The sequence below is a fragment of the Polaromonas sp. P1_F6 genome (genome assembly GCF_056405695.1).
In genome coordinates, this window is sequence record NZ_JBFUBQ010000003.1 from 687877 (window position 1) to 704866 (window position 16990).

The following is a 16990-nucleotide window of genomic DNA, read 5'->3' on the forward strand; positions in this document are numbered from 1 at the left end:
CGGCCCTGATCTTCGGCTGGCCCACCGCTGCCTTCTTGCGCCATGCAGCAGCGCCCTTATTTACAAAACCATGCCTGAGCTGCCAGAAGTTGAAGTCACCCGGTTGAGCTTTGCGGACCGTATCGCCGGCGCCGTCATTGAGCGCGTCCAGATGGGCAAGCCCCTGCGCTGGCCGCTGGGCTGCGCGCCGCACAAGCTTGCCGGCCAGAAGGTGCTGGCAGTTCGCCGTCGCGGCAAGTATCTTTTGGTGGACCTGAGCAACGGGCTGCTGCTGATCCACCTCGGAATGTCCGGCAGTGTGGCTTTTGGCGACGGTTTCCCCGCCTTGGGCAAGCACGACCACTTTGAAATGGCCACCAGCCAGGGGACTTTGCGTTTGAACGACCCGCGCCGGTTCGGGGCTGTGGTGTATGCCAGCGATGAAGGCGCGGCTGCCGCCCAAAAGCTGCTTGGCCGGCTCGGCGTCGAGCCGCTGACTGACGCTTTTGACGCGGAAAGCTTTCACCAGGCGCTGAAACTGCGGCAAACGGCGATCAAGCAGGTGCTGTTGGGCGGGGAGGCCGTGGTTGGTGTCGGCAATATTTATGCGTCGGAAGCCCTTTTCCTGGCTGGAATCCGGCCGACCACCCGGGCAAACCGGATCAGCAAGCCCCGCGCGGCCTTGCTTCACGGGGCGATCCGCCAGGTACTGGCCCAAGCTGTTACAAAGGGGGGGAGCACCCTGAGAGACTTTTCGAATGCACAGGGTGAATCGGGCTATTTCCAGCTGGAAGCCATGGTTTATGACCGCGCCGGCCTGCCCTGCCGGGTGTGCGCAGCACCCGTGAAGACCCTCCGGCAGGGGCAAAGGTCCACTTTTTACTGTGCGAATTGCCAGAAACCTTGAGTCCGTAGACGCGCCAATGGTTCTTTCGGGTTTGCGATGCTATATTGACCGACACACTTTACGGTAGACCGATGTCTTTTAACGAACAATTTGACCAGCACGGCACGTGGCGGCGCGAATTCGCATTGCGCCTGAAACTGCTTGCAGAGTGGATGAAGGACCATGACCTGCTGGATGCAGCGGTTGAGGAGCGCCTGCAGCGGCTCGAGTCACAGGTACGTTCCGACAAGGTCATGGTCGCCTTTGTGGCCGAATTCTCGCGCGGCAAGTCCGAGCTGATCAATGCGATCTTTTTTGCCGGTTATGGCCGCCGCATCATGCCGGCAAGCGCTGGCCGCACCACCATGTGCCCGACCGAACTGGGCTACGACGCGGATGTGCCGCCCTGCCTGCGCCTGCTTCCCATCGAAACGCGCCTGCAGAAGCAAGCCCTCATGGAGTGGCGCGCGGTACCTGAAAAATGGACACGGATCGACCTCGACGTGAATGACCCGGCGCAACTGGCGCAGGCGCTCGAAAAAGTGGCCGAAGTCCGCCATGTCACCCAGGACGAAGCCCGCTCTCTTGGTTTCTGGCATGACAGCAGCCCGGAGGACAACCCGCGTGTAGGCGCTGACGGCCTGATAGAGGTGCCCAAGTGGCGCCACGCGCTGATCAATATTGCGCACCCGCTTCTCAAACAGGGCCTGGTCATCCTGGATACGCCGGGTCTCAATGCCATTGGCGCAGAACCCGAACTGACGGTGAGCCTGATCCCCCAGGCCCATGCCGTGGTGTTCATACTGGCCGCCGATACCGGTGTCACCAAGTCCGACCTGGCCATCTGGCGCGAGCATTTGATCACCGACGGTGATGGCACCGATGCACGCCTGGTGGTGCTCAACAAGATCGACACCCTTTGGGACGCGTTAAGCACGCCCGAACAAGTACAGGCGCAGATCGACAAGCAGCGTGCAACATCTGCCGAAATCCTGGGCCTGCCTGAATCCCAGGTCATTCCCGTATCGGCCCAAAAAGGGCTGGTGGCCAAGGTCACGCGAGACAAAGCCTTGCTGGAGGCCAGCCACCTGCCTGCCCTCGAGCTGGCGCTGGGGCAGGGCGTGATGGGACAGCGCCAAAAAATCCTGCGTACAGCGGTGTCGGGCGGTATCAGCGAACTCCGGACCGAAGCGGGGCGGGCCATGCACATCCGCCGGCGCGATCTGGCCGAACAGATGATTGAGTTGCGTGGCCTGAGAGGAAAGAACGTCTCGGTCATCAAGCACATGCGCAGCCGCATCGAGCAGGAGCAGGCTGAGTTCGACACCAGCGGCTCGAAAATTCACGCGGTACGTTCTGTCCACCTCAAATTGCTCCGTGACGTATTCAATCTGCTCAGCACGCCGACGCTCAAGGCAGAACTGGCCGAGCTGACGCATGCCCTGAAGCAGCCGGGCATCAAGCTGGGCGTCAAGAAGGCTTATGGCCAGACTTTTTCCCGCCTTCGCGAGGGACTGCAGAAGTCGCAGATCATGAGCAGTGAAATCCAGTCCATGTTGACTGCCTCCTTTCGCCAGCTCAATGCCGAGTTCAGTTTTTCGCTGCAGGCGCCAAAAGAGCCGGAGCTGATCCGCTATGAACACGACCTGGAGCAAATTGAGCGCAGCCATTTGCAATATCTTGGTGTGGGCAATGTTCTGAAACTTTCCCAGCCGGAATTTTCCGAGAGGCTGGTACGTGCCCTCGCCACGCGCCTGCGGGTGGTCTACGAATCCGCCCTTGGCGAAGTGGAGCTCTGGAACAAGTCAGCGGCATCGCAGCTTGATGCGCAGTTGCGCGAGCGGCGGCGCAATTTCGGCCGCAGGCTTGAAGCTATCGAGCGCATCCAGCAAGCGGCGTCTGGTCTGGATGAACGGATCGCTGAAATCGATATCCAGGAGCGCGTACTCGATGAGCTGGACAACAAGCTCACGGAGCTGACTTCCCATCTGATGGGCTCTTCAACGCAGTCCAAGACGCCGGATGGTGCCGCTACTGCAGAAAATGCCGCGGTGCCCGAGGCTGCCTGAGCGTTGACGCGGTCGCGACCCACCAAGACCCCTTCGGGGCGGAAATCGGTTGCTGTGAAGCAAACGGCCTCATGCCAGTTGCCCGGATTTTCCGGGGAAATTGTGCGCTGGCAGGCTTCGCACGGACGCAATAGCCTTCCCTGGCAAAACACACGCGATCCCTACCGCGTGTGGCTGTCTGAAATCATGTTGCAGCAGACTCAGGTCGCAACGGTTCTGGATTATTACGCGCGATTCCTTTCACGCTTCCCGACGGTGAAGGAGTTGGCTGCGGCTTCCGAAGACGATGTGCTGGGTCTATGGAGCGGGCTGGGTTATTACAGCCGTGCGCGCAATCTGCACCGCTGCGCTCAGGATGTAGTGGCATTGCATGCCGGGCAATTTCCGGAGACGGCCGAGCAGCTCCAGACCCTGCCAGGCATAGGCCGTTCAACCGCCGCGGCCATCGCCTCGTTTTGTTTTGGCGAACGTGTTGCGATTCTGGATGGCAACGTCAAACGGGTGCTAACGCGGGTTCTGGGTTTTTCCGCCGATCTGGCTCAAAGTGCCAATGAACGGGCGCTTTGGAACACGGCTGCAGAGCTGCTGCCTGAGCAGGACCTGCCCGAAACCATGCCGCGCTATACGCAGGGACTGATGGATCTGGGTGCCACGATTTGCGTGGGCCGCCAGCCCCAGTGCCTGTTATGCCCGGTACAAAACCTGTGCCGCGGCTTTGCAGCCGGTGATCCCGGCAAATATCCCGTGAAGACACGAAAGCTCAAGCGCAGTGCGCAGTCGCTGAGTCTGTTGTGGGCGCAGAAGCCGGATGGTTCGGTCTGGCTTGAAAAGCGCCCCAGCCGGGGAATCTGGGGTGGGCTTTACTGCCTGCCGGTTTTCGAGAGTGATGAGGCACTGACTGCGGATTTGCCGGCTTCCTTGCGGGAAAGGCTCGATCCACTGCCAGGTTTTGTCCACGTGCTGACACACAAGGACTTGCACCTGTCGCCGTGGATCGCAGGTTTTCGGGCCGGGCAAACCATGCCCAGGTCTCTGGTTTCGGATGAACGGCCCGGTGCGTGGTTCGGCCCCGCCGAATGGCCTGCACTGGGGCTGCCCGCGCCCATACGCAAACTGTTGGAACGGGACGCCTAGGCCTGCCCGCTGTACTGGAAGGTGAGGCCGTGCCCAGCCTTATCTGGACTCAAACGGCGTCGAGCTCGCGATGCCGCTTCAGCGTTCGCCATTGTTGGCCGAAAGCTGCGGCCAATTCCTCGACAAGGTAGACGGAACGGTGTTGGCCACCGGTGCAGCCGATGGCCACGGTCACATAACTCCGGTGGTCACGTACCAGTGCATGCAGCCAATGGCTGAGAAACTGCTCGATATGGCGGAACATGTCGTCCACTTCCGTGTGGGCCTTGAGATAGCTTGCCACGGCCTCATCAAGCCCGGTCAGGTGGCGCAGACCCGACTCATAGTGCGGGTTGGGCAGCATGCGAACGTCAAACACGTAATCCGCGTCCAGCGGCACGCCCCGCTTGAAGGCAAACGACTCGAACACCAGCGTGAGCTGGGTGCTGGGAGCGGAGATCAGCGACTTTACATAGCCCTGTAGCTGTGATGAGCGGATCATGCTGGTGTCGAGCACGTGGGCCTGCTCGCGCATTTCGCCCAACAACTCCCGCTCCAGCTCTATGGCGTCTACCAATGCCCGGTGCTGGTCGGAAGCGTCAATGCGCGACAGAGGGTGAAGCCTGCGCGTTTCGGAAAAGCGGCGCACGAGAGTTTCCGTGTTTGCATCCAGGAAGAGTGATTGCACCGCCACGCCGGAGGCGCGCAACTGTCGCAGCTGCTGGGGTACCAGGGGAAGCGAGACTGCGCTTCGCACGTCCATGGCAATGGCAACTTTCTGGGCGCCGTGCTGCTGCTCCAGTGCGACGAAGGGCGTCAGCAATTCCGGTGGAAGGTTGTCCACGCAGTAATAACCGGCGTCTTCCAGTGCATGCAGGGCAACCGATTTTCCGGAACCCGACATGCCGGTGATAAGAACCATTTCCAGTGCTGCCATCACTGTCCCAGCATTTCCTTGGCGTGGGCTAGCGTGGTGCCGGAAAGCCGCTCACCGCCGAGCATGCGGGCGATTTCAGCCACGCGCTGTTCCCCATTCACATGGTCTACGGTACTGAGGGTGGTGCCGTTTTCGGCTCGCTTGGCAACGACAAGGTGCTGGTCGGCACAGGCCGCTACCTGCGGCAGATGGGTGACAGCCATGACCTGCCGGTCTTTACCCAGTTGTTTCATCAGCCGTCCGACGGTTTCGGCCACGGCACCCCCCACGCCCGAATCAACCTCATCAAATATGAGCGTTTGCGCCTGCCCCAACTGGCTGGTGGTGACGGCGATGGCCAGCGCGATGCGCGACAACTCGCCGCCGGAGGCGACCTTGCCCACGGGGCGAGGTGTGCTGCCGGCATGGCCCGCTACCAGGAACTCGGCTTGCTCCAGCCCGTGCTGGGCTGGTTGCTCAAGTTTGTTGAGTGCCACGTCGAATTTTCCGCCCTGCATGCCGAGGCCCTGCATGGCCTGGGTAATGGCTTTGGCGAGTTTGGGTGCAGCTTTGTTGCGCGCCTTCGACACCTGCCCGGCTTCGTCCAGGTAGGCTGACTTTGCCTGGCTTTCGTTTTTTTCCAGTTGAACCAGATCGGCGGCTTCGTCGAGTTTGTGCAGCTCAGCCCGCCAGGAGGCCAGCAGTTCGGGCAGTTCGGCCGGGGTGCGCTTGTAGCGCCGTGCCAGGCTGACCCACAGCGAAAGACGTTCGTCGAGTTCGGCCAGCCGTTGGGGTTCCAGCTCGGCATGCCGTGCATAGCCGTTGAGTGAATGCACCGCATCTTCCATCTGGGCCAGAGCGCCATTTAACACCTCAAGGATGCCCTTGAACTCGGGTTCGATGTGTTCCTGGCCTTGCAACGATGCAATGGCCCGTCCCAGCAGTGCGGTGGCGTTCTCGTCAGACTCCTGCAGTGCGTCGACGGCGGCCTGTACGGCATCGCGCAGAGCCTGCGCGTTGGACAACCGCCCATGCTGGGCATTTAGCTCGTCCCATTCGGCGGCCCCGGGCGCCAGCTTGTCGAGCTCGCCGATTTGCCATGCCAGCCGTTCGCGTTCGCGCTGCAGGCTGTCTTGCGCTTCGCGTGCTTCGTTCAACGTTTTTTGGGCTAACCGCCATTGTTGCCAGAGGCGTGACAACTCGCCGGTAGAGACTTCCGCATAGGAGTCGAGCAAACCGCGTACCGCGTCGGGACGGGTCAGGCTTTGCCACGCATGCTGGCCGTGGATGTCCACCAGCTGGTCGGCGATGTCCTTGAGCTGGGTGGCTGTTGCCGCGCTGCCATTGATCCAGGCGCGGCTTTTACCTTGCGCGTCTATCGTGCGCCTGAGCAGCAGGGTTTCGCTGCTGTCGAAGCCGGCTTGTTCCAGCCAGGGGGCCAGGCCGGCGGGGCTGTCAAACTCTGCGCTGATTTCGCAGCGTGCGGCACCTTCGCGAACCACACCAGCATCGGCTCGGGCGCCCAGCGCCAGCTGCAGTGCGTCAATCAGGATCGATTTGCCCGCACCGGTTTCACCGGTGAGCACCGAGAAGCCGCTGGACAAATCCAGCTCAAGCTTGTGGACGATGACAAAGTCGCGAAGCGATATGGTTTTGAGGCTCATAACTTGAATCCTGGCCGGTCAGGCCACGCCTTCGTTCCAGTGCAGCTTTCTCCGGAGTGTGTCGAAATAGCTCCAGCCTTTGGGATGCAGGAAACGCATTTGGTGTTCGGAGCGCCTGACAGTGATGCGGTCGCCATGCAACAGACTGGCCAGCGACTGCATGTCGAAGTTGGCGCTGGCGTCGCGGCCAGAGACGATTTCAATGGTAATTTCGCCCGAGTCCGACAGCACAATGGGCCTGTTGGACAAGGTATGCGGTGCAATCGGCGCCAACACCCAGCCGGCAATCGATGGGTGCAGCAAGGGCCCGCCCGCTGAAAGGGCATAGGCCGTGGAGCCGGTCGGCGAAGCGATGATCAGGCCGTCCGCACGCTGGTTCGCCACAAAGCGGCCATCCACTTCCACGCGGAGTTCCACCATACCGGCGGTCGCTCCACGGTTCACGACGACGTCGTTCATGGCGGTGGCACTGAAGACGCACCTGCCGTCACGCACGACCTCGGCCTGCATCATCCAGCGTCGATCTTCTTCATACTCGCCACGCAACATGGGGATGAGTGTGTTCTGGTAGTCCTCAAAGGCGATATCGGTGATGAACCCCAGCCTGCCCTGGTTGATGCCCACCAGGGGGATGCCGAATTGGGCCAGCAGCCGGCCTATACCCAGCATGGTGCCGTCTCCCCCTACGACGAGGGCGAGGTCGCACTGGGCCCCTATGCCGGCTGCGTCAAGAGTCGGGAACCGGGTCAGGCCGGTGTTGCTGGCTGTGTCCTGCTCGATCGCCACCTCGCAACCCTGGGTGCCCAGGAAGTGTGCGATCTCCTCCAGTGCTGACCGGGAACCTTGTGCGTGGTACTTGCCGATCAATGCGACATGGCGAAATTGCGACTTCATCGGCAAATTACATCACAACATGGCAACCGAAGCTTCGTAGAATGGCACCATGCTTGATGATCGTGCCCGATTGCTGCTGAAAGCACTCGTTGAACGCTACATTGCCGATGGACAGCCGGTAGGTTCGCGTACGCTCTCCAAAGCTTCCGGCCTTGAACTGTCTCCGGCCACCATACGCAATGTGATGAGCGACCTGGAGGAGCTTGGCCTGATTGTCAGCCCGCACACCTCGGCAGGGCGTATTCCCACAGCGCGGGGTTACCGGCTCTTTGTCGACACGATGTTGACTACCCAGCGCGACTCCTTGTCGTCGTCGGGCCATATCGGTGCGCCGCGGCTGGCACCTGATCAACCCCAAAAAGTACTCAGCAATGCGGCACACATGCTGTCGAGCCTGTCGCAATTCGTGGGTGTCGTCATGGCGCCACGCCGGACGTCGGTATTTCGCCATATCGAGTTCCTGCGCTTGTCCGAAAAACGTTTTCTGGTGATCATCGTCTCGCCCGATGGCGATGTGCAAAACCGGGTTATCTTCACCGAGGCGGACTACACGCAGTCCCAATTGGTTGAAGCGGCCAATTTCCTCAATTCACATTACGCCGGCATGGCGATCGAAGAGGTGCGGGAGCGCCTGAAGAACGAGGTGGAAGCCCTTCGCGGTGAAATCGCTACGTTGATGCAGGCGGCGGTGAAGGTCAGCTCGGAGGCCATCGAATCGCGCGACGAGGTGGTTATTTCCGGCGAACGCAATTTGCTGGCCGTCAGCGACTTCTCCAGCGATATGGGTAACCTGCGCAAGCTCTTTGATCTCTTCGAGCAAAAGGCGCAGCTGATGCGGCTCCTTGATGTTTCGAGCCGCGCCGAGGGAGTCCGGATTTACATCGGCGGCGAAAGCCAGGTCATTCCGTATCAGGAGCTGTCTGTGGTGACGGCCCCTTATGAAGTCGACGGACAGGTAGTGGGGACCCTGGGCGTGATAGGGCCCATGCGTATGCCCTACGAAAAAATGATCCAGATTGTCGACATCACCTCCAAGCTGGTGAGCACCGCGCTCAGCCATAGCAAGTAGGCCCTTACAATCGATCCCTTGAGTGGGGCGTTAGCTCAGTTGGTTAGAGCAGAGGACTCATAATCCTTTGGTCGAGTGTTCAAGTCACTCACGCCCTACCATTTTCTGTAAGCCTTTCGGCGGAAGTGACTACTTACGTACGTTGGCCAGACTGGTATTCAGTTGCCACTTCTTTGCCGTTTTTACCTGGAAAGGGTAGAGCGATGAATAGGACAAAGGCGCTGATCATGTGTATGGAGGCTGTATTCAACTTGAAACGTCCATTGAGCGGAATCGAACTCATTGGGAGTCGTCCCGAGCCGTTGACGGAGTGGCCTCGGGACGAACTTGTGGAGTTTGCCGAACGTCTAGTGGCCGACAAGTTCACGTTTCAACGATTCGACAGAGACACACGTCTTTCCGTTGGAGATGCGCTGGCGGTGCATAGCCACTTAGATCCCGCTGTCTTGGCTTTGAACAAAAAAGGCCGACTAAGTGAATTGATGCTATTGAGATCAGAGCTGAATTGCGTGCAGCTTGATAGCTTTCTTCACTGTTTACCGATCGTGCTCGAGGACATCGGAGGCAGGCTGGACTGCAAGAAGAACAGACGTGATCCTTTGAAAAGCAAAACGACGCTGGAGGCTTTCGAAGCCTACGCGATTGATCGGCGATTTCCTGTTTATCCGCCGCTGCTGTCAGCCCGGAAAAAGACAACTATCAATATAAAGCTATTGCCGCCGAAACTGCGGCAGATGGTGGAAGCGTTTTTTCTCTTTTGGACGCCTATTGACCAAAACGGATCCGTTGTCCCCGGACTCCGTTCGAGCGAGCCAGACTTGGAGCCACACTTTATTAGCCTTGGGAACTCACCCAGCATAAGTGAATCCATGGCGTCGATATGCCGACCTCCTACCGCTCACTTCGGGCGGCCCCGCAATGAGTACGACGTCGAGTCTGCGGGTCAACAGTAAGGAAATGGTCGAAAAGTGTCAGACACTTTTGTGAATGTGGAAATTATCTCTGGCTCTTTTAATTTGATGATCGCTAAAGCAGCATGTGGCCTTCTTAGGTTTACATAGGCGAATAAGCATCATGGTGAAAAAAGAGGACTCCAAAAATCTCAGACTGTTGCGGGAAAATCAGATTCTTGAGTTGATACCGATGTCCCGGTCAACCTTGAGAAGGTTGGTCAAGTTTGGGAGATTTCCCGCTGGCTTCAAGGTGTCCGAGAGAATCACCGTATGGCCCAGCCAGGTAGTCTTTGACTGGATAGAAAACTCCCAAGGGTTGCTGGGGGTGGATGAATGAGGAAATTAAATCGTGAACAGCTCTACAAATGGGTATGGAGTTGCCCGGCGACAAGAATCGCCGACGAACTCCGAATCTCGGGTTCTGCGTTAGGCAAAAAGTGTAGGGCGAACAACATTCCAACACCAGGTAGAGGCTACTGGCGCCAGGTAGAACAGGGCAAACCCGTCCAGCGCGTGCCGCTTCCGAACCCAGAGCTGGGCGTCATCGAGGTATCTGTAAAAGTGAGCGAGGAGCGCGCGGCGGAGCTGGATCAACTGCCGGCGCCAAATTTCGGCTCCCTCACTACTCCGGCGGAAGGCGCCAATTTGAGTGACGGGCTCGCTGTGCCGAAAGTGTTGGAGGCTATCGAGACGTCCCAAGTGCCGACCGCCAACGATTTTGAGAACGCAATCTCGCCCCCTCAAATCGACCGCGCGGAACAAAGGGGTCGAACCCCTGCCCCTGCTAATATCGTGGCCTTAGCAACACTTTATGGTCAATGTGATTTACAGAGGCGATTTATCGAGGCATTGAGAGCGGCTGGCCAAGAGTGTGATCCGCCAACGAAGGCCATTCTCATGTTGTGGTCCACCACCGCCAGAGGTTTTCTGTCCCAGTCTGACCCTATTGGTCAAATCATCGAGGAGTGCCGCAGTGTGGCGACCGGGGAGGGCAACCCCGACTGGTGGATATCCATGCAGAAGGAAATGGTGGGTCGCAATGACTGCTAAATCGCAACTTTGGGCACGGATAAATCAGTGTCGCCTATGTTTAACCCTCGCTTTCCGTTGGTTCGATCCCGGGAGTTGTCCGGGTCTTAAGTCGGACACGCAGTTCCCCGACGTTCCATAACGTCACTCTGCCGATTCGAGTAGGCTGCGGCAAATGACCTGATTTGCACCAGCGCCAGACGGTTGCCGGCGAGATCCCGAATAGGGCGACAACAACGGGCAGCCGGACACCCGCGGACGAAGGGAGGCTATCAAAGTTCGCGAAGGCCAATCGATCACTATCCCTCATATGCACGCTCCCTATGTGATCACCAGCGGCGTACGGTCTCTACATTCTCCGGAACTAACCCATCGTGGGTGCGTCGAGGGCGCATACGCCGCGGACGTATGATGTCTAGAGCCCGCTCGGCGTTCAGAAGGTCATAAAAATCTTCAGCACGAACAGTACTGGGATCTGGGCATCGAATTCTGACCAGCGGCAACCCCGCCAGCTGGAACAGCTTGTTCTTGATGTCATCACGACGCGCCGCAGCTTCGGCGTCATGCCACGACGAGTCCAACTCGAACCCCGCTACAGGATCCTCGTCGCCGGTGCACAAAAGAATGTCGACCTGCGACTGCCATGCAAACCTCCGAAAACTCTCAGAGATGGATAACCCAAGCTCATCTAGATCGATGAAGCTGCGCAGTACGATATTTGGATAGGACTGCATCGACGGGAAATACTGACGGATTGCACGCAGGAACTCCCTTTCTTGATTGCTTGAACACAAGTTTCGTCGAAAGTCGAACGCATCGGATGCGGACCAGGTACGAATAGAGAACGTGCTGACAATCGAAACACGCTTTATCTGCGTGCACTCTTCGGATGATGCTGGTTCACGTTGTCGACGAACTGAGTGCGGATTTTTTGCCACTGTCTCAATCTCTATCGGGAGCGGTTTAGGCGGCACGTCGGTAGTCATCGCTAACGTCTTCAGCGCGCCGTCTATGTTCTGATTGATCATGTCTCGCAGATCGTTTTCTACAAGCAGCAAGCCTCCGTTCAGTACCAGCCGCCATATGGCCACTAGCGCCTTGGCTGTGATCCTGCCTTCTTCAAAGCTTCTACGTAGCGCCGAAGGGAGAGCAACTTGGGTCAGGGGTATCGCGGCGGGCTCAAATACTGCGGTACGCACGTAATGCTCATATGCCGCTAGGAAGCCTTCTAAATCATCGGCCTCCAGCCGTCTTTTCATATGCTTGATCGCAGCACTTACTCGAATTGGTTTCACAACAAATGCACCTATGTTTGATCGTGAATTTTCAATTTGACGAAGGGTCGCAATGCGGTTTTAAGAGGGGTGACTACAAACCACTACTCGATTTATATGAATTAGTGTTTATGTGATTCAGAGCATATTCGAAGTGGCTCCTTTTGTGAAGGAAAACACCTATACGCGCTTCCTGCACTGGGCAATTGGCGAGCATTTGGGAGCGCGTCGAAAGCGCATGAATCGCTATGGATACTCATGAATCTCCATGGATCGATCCGCAATTTTTGTGCTTTTCGCCACAAGGAGCTACGAACAGTGCGCTGTCGGCAGCGTGATGGAGTGTTGCTCGCGGTGTCTGGGGTCTGGCTTTTGACGCTTCGGATAAGGCGGTCTAGTGTCCGCGAGGTCCAATTTAGGACTCGGAGGTGGTGAGCCTACTTTTAGTAACTTCTTCGAGAGAATGTCTCGACAGGACGGGTCGGAGCTCAGTACCTGTGCTGTGAGGCGGATAGGCGCGATTAGTCCCGCCGCATTGCGTTACTTGCTCTCACCGGAGGACCTTACCTTCTCGAAAAACTCAAAAATCGAGAGGTTGAGTGCGCCAGCGATAACCTCAAGCGCATTGAGTGTGGGGTTGGCTTGACCTCGTTCAAGTCGGCTGAGGTACGTTTGATAAAAACCGCAGCGCTCTCCAAAAACAACTTGGCTCATACCGCTCTCAACACGGAGCTTGCGCACTGTCATTCCCACTCTTAAGGCCAAGGTCTTCTTCACCTTGGTGAATATCCTGTTAATACTCTAATTCACATAAACACTAATTCATATATATTGGTCGTCTTGGACGGTGCTAACACCAAGAAGGGTCGCATCAGCATGTTCCGCAAGACCGCAATCGTCGTAGACGCTTCCCGCTGACCAAGATGCGTGAACGGGCACCTTCAGCCAGGGACCTCTCAGATATCTGCGGGAATCTCACATTGAGTAAAAGCTACGTTAAACGTGCGGTCTGGCCTCATGCTGGAGAGCCGCATGGGCTTGCTGGAGATGTTGCGTGAAGCGTTGAGGGCTGCTCGTGGCATTCCTCGCGGAGCAGGCTACGAAACAGGAAGGCATCAATATCAGCGGATTTCTGAAACGAATTCGTGCCCGAAGCAGGTGTGGATGCGCCGCCATTGGGCGGTAACAGCCCGCAGCGCGTCCCGCTCAAGCTCGCGATCAATGCTCAGAGCGCAGGGTCGTTCGGACCGCGCCCCTGCCTTCGCCGCGTCATGCTGTCGAGGAAAAGACGAACGGCTTCGCGCTCAGAGGGCGACAGGTCCTGTCCTTGGCTGACTTCCTGAGTCCTTGCTTCGACAGCGTCGAGATTCATCTCGGGCGTGAGGATGCCAGGGTTCACCGACGTCGTCACTCGCCCAACCCGGTCTCCGACGATCGTGGACATGCCGCGCTGCACGAAATGCACTAGCAGTCGAGGCAGTAGCACATTGGATGAGACCACAGTTTGAAGCCACTGACGGATGTCGGCGGTGTCGCCCCATCGGCGCCATTCCACCAAAACGGAGGCCAAGTCCGGTGTTTCAAGCAACCGTCCTTCGGTCGCAGCCCTGACGATCTTCTCGAGGGTGTCGGCCTTCAGTCGATCAGCTGTCGCAATGCTGAATGCGGTGAACAGCGATGGCGAACCATCGTTGGTTCCTTGGCGAACATGGCGGTCGATGAACTGAACGACCTCCACCAGCGTACTCAGCGCCTGGCTTTGTTCCGCACTGGCGACCACCAAAGCTTCACGCTCATCTGGCGCAACAGTTTCAAGTAGGTGGCGAATCAGCCAAGCGACCTCGATGCCGGTGCTGACACGGAATGCTCCGACTGCATCCGCCGGTGAATAGAACCGGTCGCCCGAGCGCAAGGCGACATGGATGAACGCGCGTGAGAATGCGGCCGGAATGTCCTGCGCATCGCGCAGGCGCCTGATGTACTCGTGCGCCTTGGTGTGTCCCGCCTGGCGAGTGACCTGGGTCGCGGCAATCAGCGCTGCCTCGATGGCGTTTTCATCTTCGCCCAGGCTGATGATCGACCGGAGGTCGGCATGACTCAAGCTATCAGCGGCGACACCAAACTGAAAGTAGGTAGTAAAGTGGTCCGGGCTGCATACGCGAAGCTCGCGTCGCCACTCGACGAGGGATTCGCCGCCGTAGACCATGTTCCCGAAGACACTCTCAAGGCGTGGGAACAGCCTCTGCAACATCAGGCAAACGCCGCTGCGCAACGCATCTGGTATTGCTGCCACCCAAGCGTCATGGAAAGCGCGCAGTTCCTGTCGGTCCGGAAGGATGCCAGGGTTGGAATAGCCTGCGAAGTGTTCGCGGTGATCGCGGATGGTTGCGTAGGTGTCCGGCAGGAACACACGCAGGAACTCCAAGGCGATGAAGTCGACGGGATTGACTTCGTCACGAACGGCAGGATAGGTCACCACCAGCGCATTGACGATGCGCACGATGTCGCGGGGTTTCATGATCAGGGGTTCAAGGCCCTCGTGATACACGTTTCCCCAGTAGTGGTTGTCGAATGGAACGGCGGTGTCTTCGCCCAGGACATGATTCAGGTCGTTGACGAGCTTGTCATGCAGTTTCTGGCGACTGACGACTGGCAACTGGAACGGCGCTTGGACAATTTTTTCCAGATAGGCTTCGCCATCCACGCCGAGTTCGCGCCCCAATGCTTGGGCGACCACCGATCGGTCGAAGGCGAGGAGGTAGATGACGTTCGAAAAATCCGCCAGCGCTTTCAGCACCTTGAAAAGTTCGCAAATCTCCGCAGGCGTAAGGCGGTCAATGTCATCAATGATGAAGAGGAAGCGCCTGCCGCTGGATTGAATGCTGTCGGCAACACCTTGCTTGGCCTCGTGAACGCTCTTGGGTTTGATTCGGAAGAGCTTGAGCAACCAGCCCACTCCGACATCGATCAGGGGCACCCCGGTCGCCGTGGCCACGGCGGTGCCCAGCGCGGTCGAATACTCCGAAAGCGTGTTGCCCAGTTGCCTGATGTTGTCGGATTGCTTGGGCAACTGATCTCGGAACTGCTTCAGAAACTGCGCGGCAAGATCGTCACGATTGCTGAACCACCACGGGTTGAAGGTGATGATCAACGGGCGATCGGAATTCGGCGAGGACTCGATCTCGTAGCGTACGAAATTCAACAGCGACGACTTGCCGGATCCCCATGGCCCGTGGATGGCCATCACCAACCCTTGCGGACTTGAAGTAGTGCAGACCGCCGCTGCGATCCTCTTTGCAAAGGGGGCGTAGCCGAAGGCGTCGTCGCGTGGGTCGGTTTGCGGGGCGTCCGAGCCCAACGCAGATGCCTGGTGTTGTGGGTCGGGCTTGTCGGTCATGTACGAGCTTCGGGCATCCAGGTCTATTTTCGAGCCGCGGCATTCGCATGTGCGGCGACCTCGGCGCAGGCCTGCATCAGCTCGTCGAAGGGCAGGGCGTTGCCAACCATGACTTCGTCTTCGAGCATCTTGGCGTAGTCGGTGGCCAGCGCCTCCCGGACAGCACCCTCGGGCACGATCTGCAACGCGCCTTCTACTGCGGCGAAGTAGTCGATGATGTCGCCGCCAGCATCCTTCTCGCTGAAGAAGTAGGACTTATGTTCGGCCACGGCGCGGCCGACTGTCCGGTCGCCAGTGATTGCGCCAAAGTGCGCGCTGCGCATGATGGCTGCCAGATCGTGCCAGTGTCGCGCGTAGCGCTCGCCTCGGATTCTTCCTTGGGCGCAGTAAACGTGTGTCGCGGTGGCTTTCTCCCAGAAGGTTCGCGCGACGCTCATCACTTGTGGAGAGGCGACGGGGAACGTTACGCCATCGACGTGACCGTCCATGTCGCACGCGACAGGTAGCACCTGGTGTGGTTCTCCGGTCGCCCGGCCGCCGAACTCCAAAGTCACGACAGGAGACATGTAGCCAGTACCTTGCTTGATGGCCTGATAGTGCAGCAGCAGCTTGTCGTGCTCCAGACCGCCGATCTCCAGCTTTGCTGCCAACTGCTCCCGCTCCAGCGCTGCCTGAAGCAGCGGTTGCACCTCGGTGGCGATCCATCCGGGAAGGCGGTCCCGAACGGCCTTGGTCCACTTGCTGGCTTGGCTGCGGTTCGCCGGCAGGAATTCTTCGCCGCCCGTGAGGTCCGCGATCAGCTTGCGGATGTCGTAGGTGAGATCGATGTCTTCGGAGAAGCGGTCGATGATCTTGTAGACCTTTGAGAGTGACGTACCACCCTTGAAGGTGAGGTCGGTGGCAACTGGCGACTCAAACAATGCCCCCAGCGTCCAGACAACCCACACGTCCTTTTCGAGCAGGTGAGTAGGCCGGCCAGTTTTTGCCCGGGCCTGTTCCAGAACTTCGCCTTGGTCCTCTTTGCTGAGGGCGAAGTAGTGCTCAGGCACGAAGCGCCTCTTCGCCGATGGCCCTTGCCATCCAGGACGGCAGCGCCGCGCGCGCTGACGTCAGTGTCCGCCACTCAGAGGGCGGCAGCGTGCGGCGCAAAGCTGCCAGCGACTCGCCCACATGGGCTGGCCCCATCCAGGCCAAAGCACGCACGGCCGCACCAGCTGGCCCAGCTCCGAGCGCCAGCATCCAGCGCGGGGCATGTTTCACCATGACCTCGGAGCGCCCGAGCTTGAGTTTGCGAGTGCGTCCCGAGGTCAGGTAGACCTCGCGAATCGGTACCTGCTGCGTCAGCCCCAGTGCGTTGGCAGCGTTCGCGCCGTGTGGTGTCACGACCTCGCCACTTCGGGCGGCCAGGGCGTGGACCACCTTCTCGGGCGCCGGCGCACGTGTTCCGAACCGGTTAGAGACCGGGGTGACGTAGGTTCCGCGCGCAACGCGGAGGAGCTTGCCTTCCTTAGTGAGGCGAGACAGCGCCTGATCAATGGCTGCCCGGTTTCCAAGGTGCAGGAACTCTTTGGGCGACACCACACCTCCCTCAGGCAGGGACTGTGCGTGCAGCAGGATAGATTCAGGGAGCATGGTCATGATCATTTCCAGATATCAGAATTTTATATCTATTTCTGACATCTCGCTGCGTTTGCGATGCACCTAGGCACTCAAGAAAAGGTTGACGATTTTAAAGAATCGCACGAAA

General features: G+C 58.6%; 16 protein-coding genes and 1 tRNA gene. 8 read left to right on the forward strand and 9 right to left on the reverse strand.

What is annotated here, in order from left to right; translation table 11 throughout:
* Positions 1-70: 70 nt before the first annotated feature.
* The 3 genes from mutM (at position 71) to mutY (ending at position 4068) form a co-directional block, all read left to right on the forward strand.
* Entirely contained in the window at positions 71-886 is an 816-nt protein-coding gene (gene mutM / locus AC1DY9_RS12865) for a bifunctional DNA-formamidopyrimidine glycosylase/DNA-(apurinic or apyrimidinic site) lyase (RefSeq protein WP_457282192.1), read from the forward strand.
* Positions 887-957: 71 nt separating this feature from the next.
* Entirely contained in the window at positions 958-2934 is a 1977-nt protein-coding gene (locus AC1DY9_RS12870; RefSeq protein ID WP_457282191.1) for a dynamin family protein, read from the forward strand.
* 54 nt (positions 2935-2988) lie between these two features.
* Positions 2989-4068 carry an A/G-specific adenine glycosylase gene (mutY, locus tag AC1DY9_RS12875; RefSeq protein ID WP_477666675.1) on the forward strand — a complete coding sequence of 360 codons (1080 nt, stop codon included), beginning with the start codon at positions 2989-2991 and terminating at the stop codon, positions 4066-4068.
* A 49-nt stretch (positions 4069-4117) separates the two neighbouring features.
* Here mutY and rapZ read toward each other — a convergent pair whose 3' ends face one another.
* The 3 genes from rapZ to AC1DY9_RS12890 are packed head-to-tail and all read right to left on the reverse strand — an operon-like array spanning position 4118 to position 7521.
* Complete coding sequence (gene rapZ / locus AC1DY9_RS12880) at positions 4118-4984, reverse strand: RNase adapter RapZ (RefSeq protein ID WP_477666676.1); 867 nt, start codon at positions 4982-4984, stop codon at positions 4118-4120.
* Entirely contained in the window at positions 4984-6627 is a 1644-nt protein-coding gene (gene recN, locus AC1DY9_RS12885) for a DNA repair protein RecN (protein ID WP_477666677.1), read from the reverse strand. The genes rapZ and recN overlap by 1 nt, the downstream gene beginning before the upstream one ends.
* Positions 6628-6645: 18 nt before the next feature.
* The gene (locus AC1DY9_RS12890; protein ID WP_477666678.1) at positions 6646-7521 is read right to left on the reverse strand and encodes an NAD kinase; all 876 of its coding nucleotides are present in this window, start codon (positions 7519-7521) and stop codon (positions 6646-6648) included.
* Between the two features lie 49 nt (positions 7522-7570).
* On the opposite strand from AC1DY9_RS12890, the gene hrcA reads away from it, so the two are divergent.
* From hrcA to AC1DY9_RS12915, 5 genes are all read left to right on the forward strand, one after another.
* Entirely contained in the window at positions 7571-8590 is a 1020-nt protein-coding gene (gene hrcA / locus AC1DY9_RS12895; protein WP_457282186.1) for a heat-inducible transcriptional repressor HrcA, read from the forward strand.
* A 24-nt stretch (positions 8591-8614) separates the two neighbouring features.
* Positions 8615-8691 (forward strand) — tRNA-Ile (locus AC1DY9_RS12900).
* Between the two features lie 102 nt (positions 8692-8793).
* Positions 8794-9543: a hypothetical protein gene (locus AC1DY9_RS12905; RefSeq protein ID WP_477666679.1), complete on the forward strand. Its 750-nt coding sequence runs from the start codon at positions 8794-8796 to the stop codon at positions 9541-9543.
* 121 nt (positions 9544-9664) lie between these two features.
* Positions 9665-9880 (forward strand): helix-turn-helix transcriptional regulator, encoded by a 216-nt coding sequence (locus AC1DY9_RS12910; protein ID WP_477666680.1) that lies wholly within the window; start codon positions 9665-9667, stop codon positions 9878-9880.
* Entirely contained in the window at positions 9877-10593 is a 717-nt protein-coding gene (locus tag AC1DY9_RS12915) for a hypothetical protein (RefSeq protein ID WP_477666681.1), read from the forward strand. The genes AC1DY9_RS12910 and AC1DY9_RS12915 overlap by 4 nt, the downstream gene beginning before the upstream one ends.
* Before the next feature lie 40 nt (positions 10594-10633).
* Here the strand turns inward: AC1DY9_RS12915 and AC1DY9_RS12920 are convergent, their stop codons facing one another.
* The 6 genes from AC1DY9_RS12920 to AC1DY9_RS12945 form a co-directional block, all read right to left on the reverse strand.
* The gene (locus tag AC1DY9_RS12920; protein WP_477666682.1) at positions 10634-10882 is read right to left on the reverse strand and encodes a helix-turn-helix transcriptional regulator; all 249 of its coding nucleotides are present in this window, start codon (positions 10880-10882) and stop codon (positions 10634-10636) included.
* Positions 10883-10901: 19 nt separating this feature from the next.
* Positions 10902-11867 (reverse strand): DUF2726 domain-containing protein, encoded by a 966-nt coding sequence (locus AC1DY9_RS12925; protein ID WP_477666683.1) that lies wholly within the window; start codon positions 11865-11867, stop codon positions 10902-10904.
* Positions 11868-12386: 519 nt separating this feature from the next.
* Positions 12387-12593 (reverse strand): helix-turn-helix domain-containing protein, encoded by a 207-nt coding sequence (locus tag AC1DY9_RS12930; protein WP_477666773.1) that lies wholly within the window; start codon positions 12591-12593, stop codon positions 12387-12389.
* A 478-nt stretch (positions 12594-13071) separates the two neighbouring features.
* The gene (locus AC1DY9_RS12935; protein WP_477666684.1) at positions 13072-15243 is read right to left on the reverse strand and encodes a KAP family P-loop NTPase fold protein; all 2172 of its coding nucleotides are present in this window, start codon (positions 15241-15243) and stop codon (positions 13072-13074) included.
* Positions 15244-15266: 23 nt separating this feature from the next.
* On the reverse strand, positions 15267-16292 hold the full coding sequence (locus AC1DY9_RS12940; protein ID WP_477666685.1) for a nucleotidyl transferase AbiEii/AbiGii toxin family protein: 1026 nt from the start codon (positions 16290-16292) through the stop codon (positions 15267-15269).
* Positions 16285-16881, reverse strand: coding sequence for a DUF6088 family protein (locus AC1DY9_RS12945; protein WP_477666686.1), 597 nt, complete (start codon positions 16879-16881; stop codon positions 16285-16287). The genes AC1DY9_RS12940 and AC1DY9_RS12945 overlap by 8 nt, the downstream gene beginning before the upstream one ends.
* Between the last annotated feature and the right edge of the window lie 109 nt (positions 16882-16990).

Coding starts and splice junctions, on each gene's coding strand:
- AC1DY9_RS12945 (WP_477666686.1), bottom strand. CDS start 16,881: ATGACCATGCTCCCTGAATCTATCCTGCTGCACGCACAGTCCCTGCCT.
- hrcA (WP_457282186.1), top strand. CDS start 7,571: ATGCTTGATGATCGTGCCCGATTGCTGCTGAAAGCACTCGTTGAACGC.
- recN (WP_477666677.1), bottom strand. CDS start 6,627: ATGAGCCTCAAAACCATATCGCTTCGCGACTTTGTCATCGTCCACAAG.
- AC1DY9_RS12920 (WP_477666682.1), bottom strand. CDS start 10,882: ATGAGGGATAGTGATCGATTGGCCTTCGCGAACTTTGATAGCCTCCCT.
- mutM (WP_457282192.1), top strand. CDS start 71: ATGCCTGAGCTGCCAGAAGTTGAAGTCACCCGGTTGAGCTTTGCGGAC.
- AC1DY9_RS12910 (WP_477666680.1), top strand. CDS start 9,665: ATGGTGAAAAAAGAGGACTCCAAAAATCTCAGACTGTTGCGGGAAAAT.
- AC1DY9_RS12935 (WP_477666684.1), bottom strand. CDS start 15,243: ATGACCGACAAGCCCGACCCACAACACCAGGCATCTGCGTTGGGCTCG.
- AC1DY9_RS12905 (WP_477666679.1), top strand. CDS start 8,794: ATGAATAGGACAAAGGCGCTGATCATGTGTATGGAGGCTGTATTCAAC.
- AC1DY9_RS12930 (WP_477666773.1), bottom strand. CDS start 12,593: ATGACAGTGCGCAAGCTCCGTGTTGAGAGCGGTATGAGCCAAGTTGTT.
- AC1DY9_RS12915 (WP_477666681.1), top strand. CDS start 9,877: ATGAGGAAATTAAATCGTGAACAGCTCTACAAATGGGTATGGAGTTGC.
- AC1DY9_RS12870 (WP_457282191.1), top strand. CDS start 958: ATGTCTTTTAACGAACAATTTGACCAGCACGGCACGTGGCGGCGCGAA.
- AC1DY9_RS12890 (WP_477666678.1), bottom strand. CDS start 7,521: ATGAAGTCGCAATTTCGCCATGTCGCATTGATCGGCAAGTACCACGCA.
- rapZ (WP_477666676.1), bottom strand. CDS start 4,984: ATGGCAGCACTGGAAATGGTTCTTATCACCGGCATGTCGGGTTCCGGA.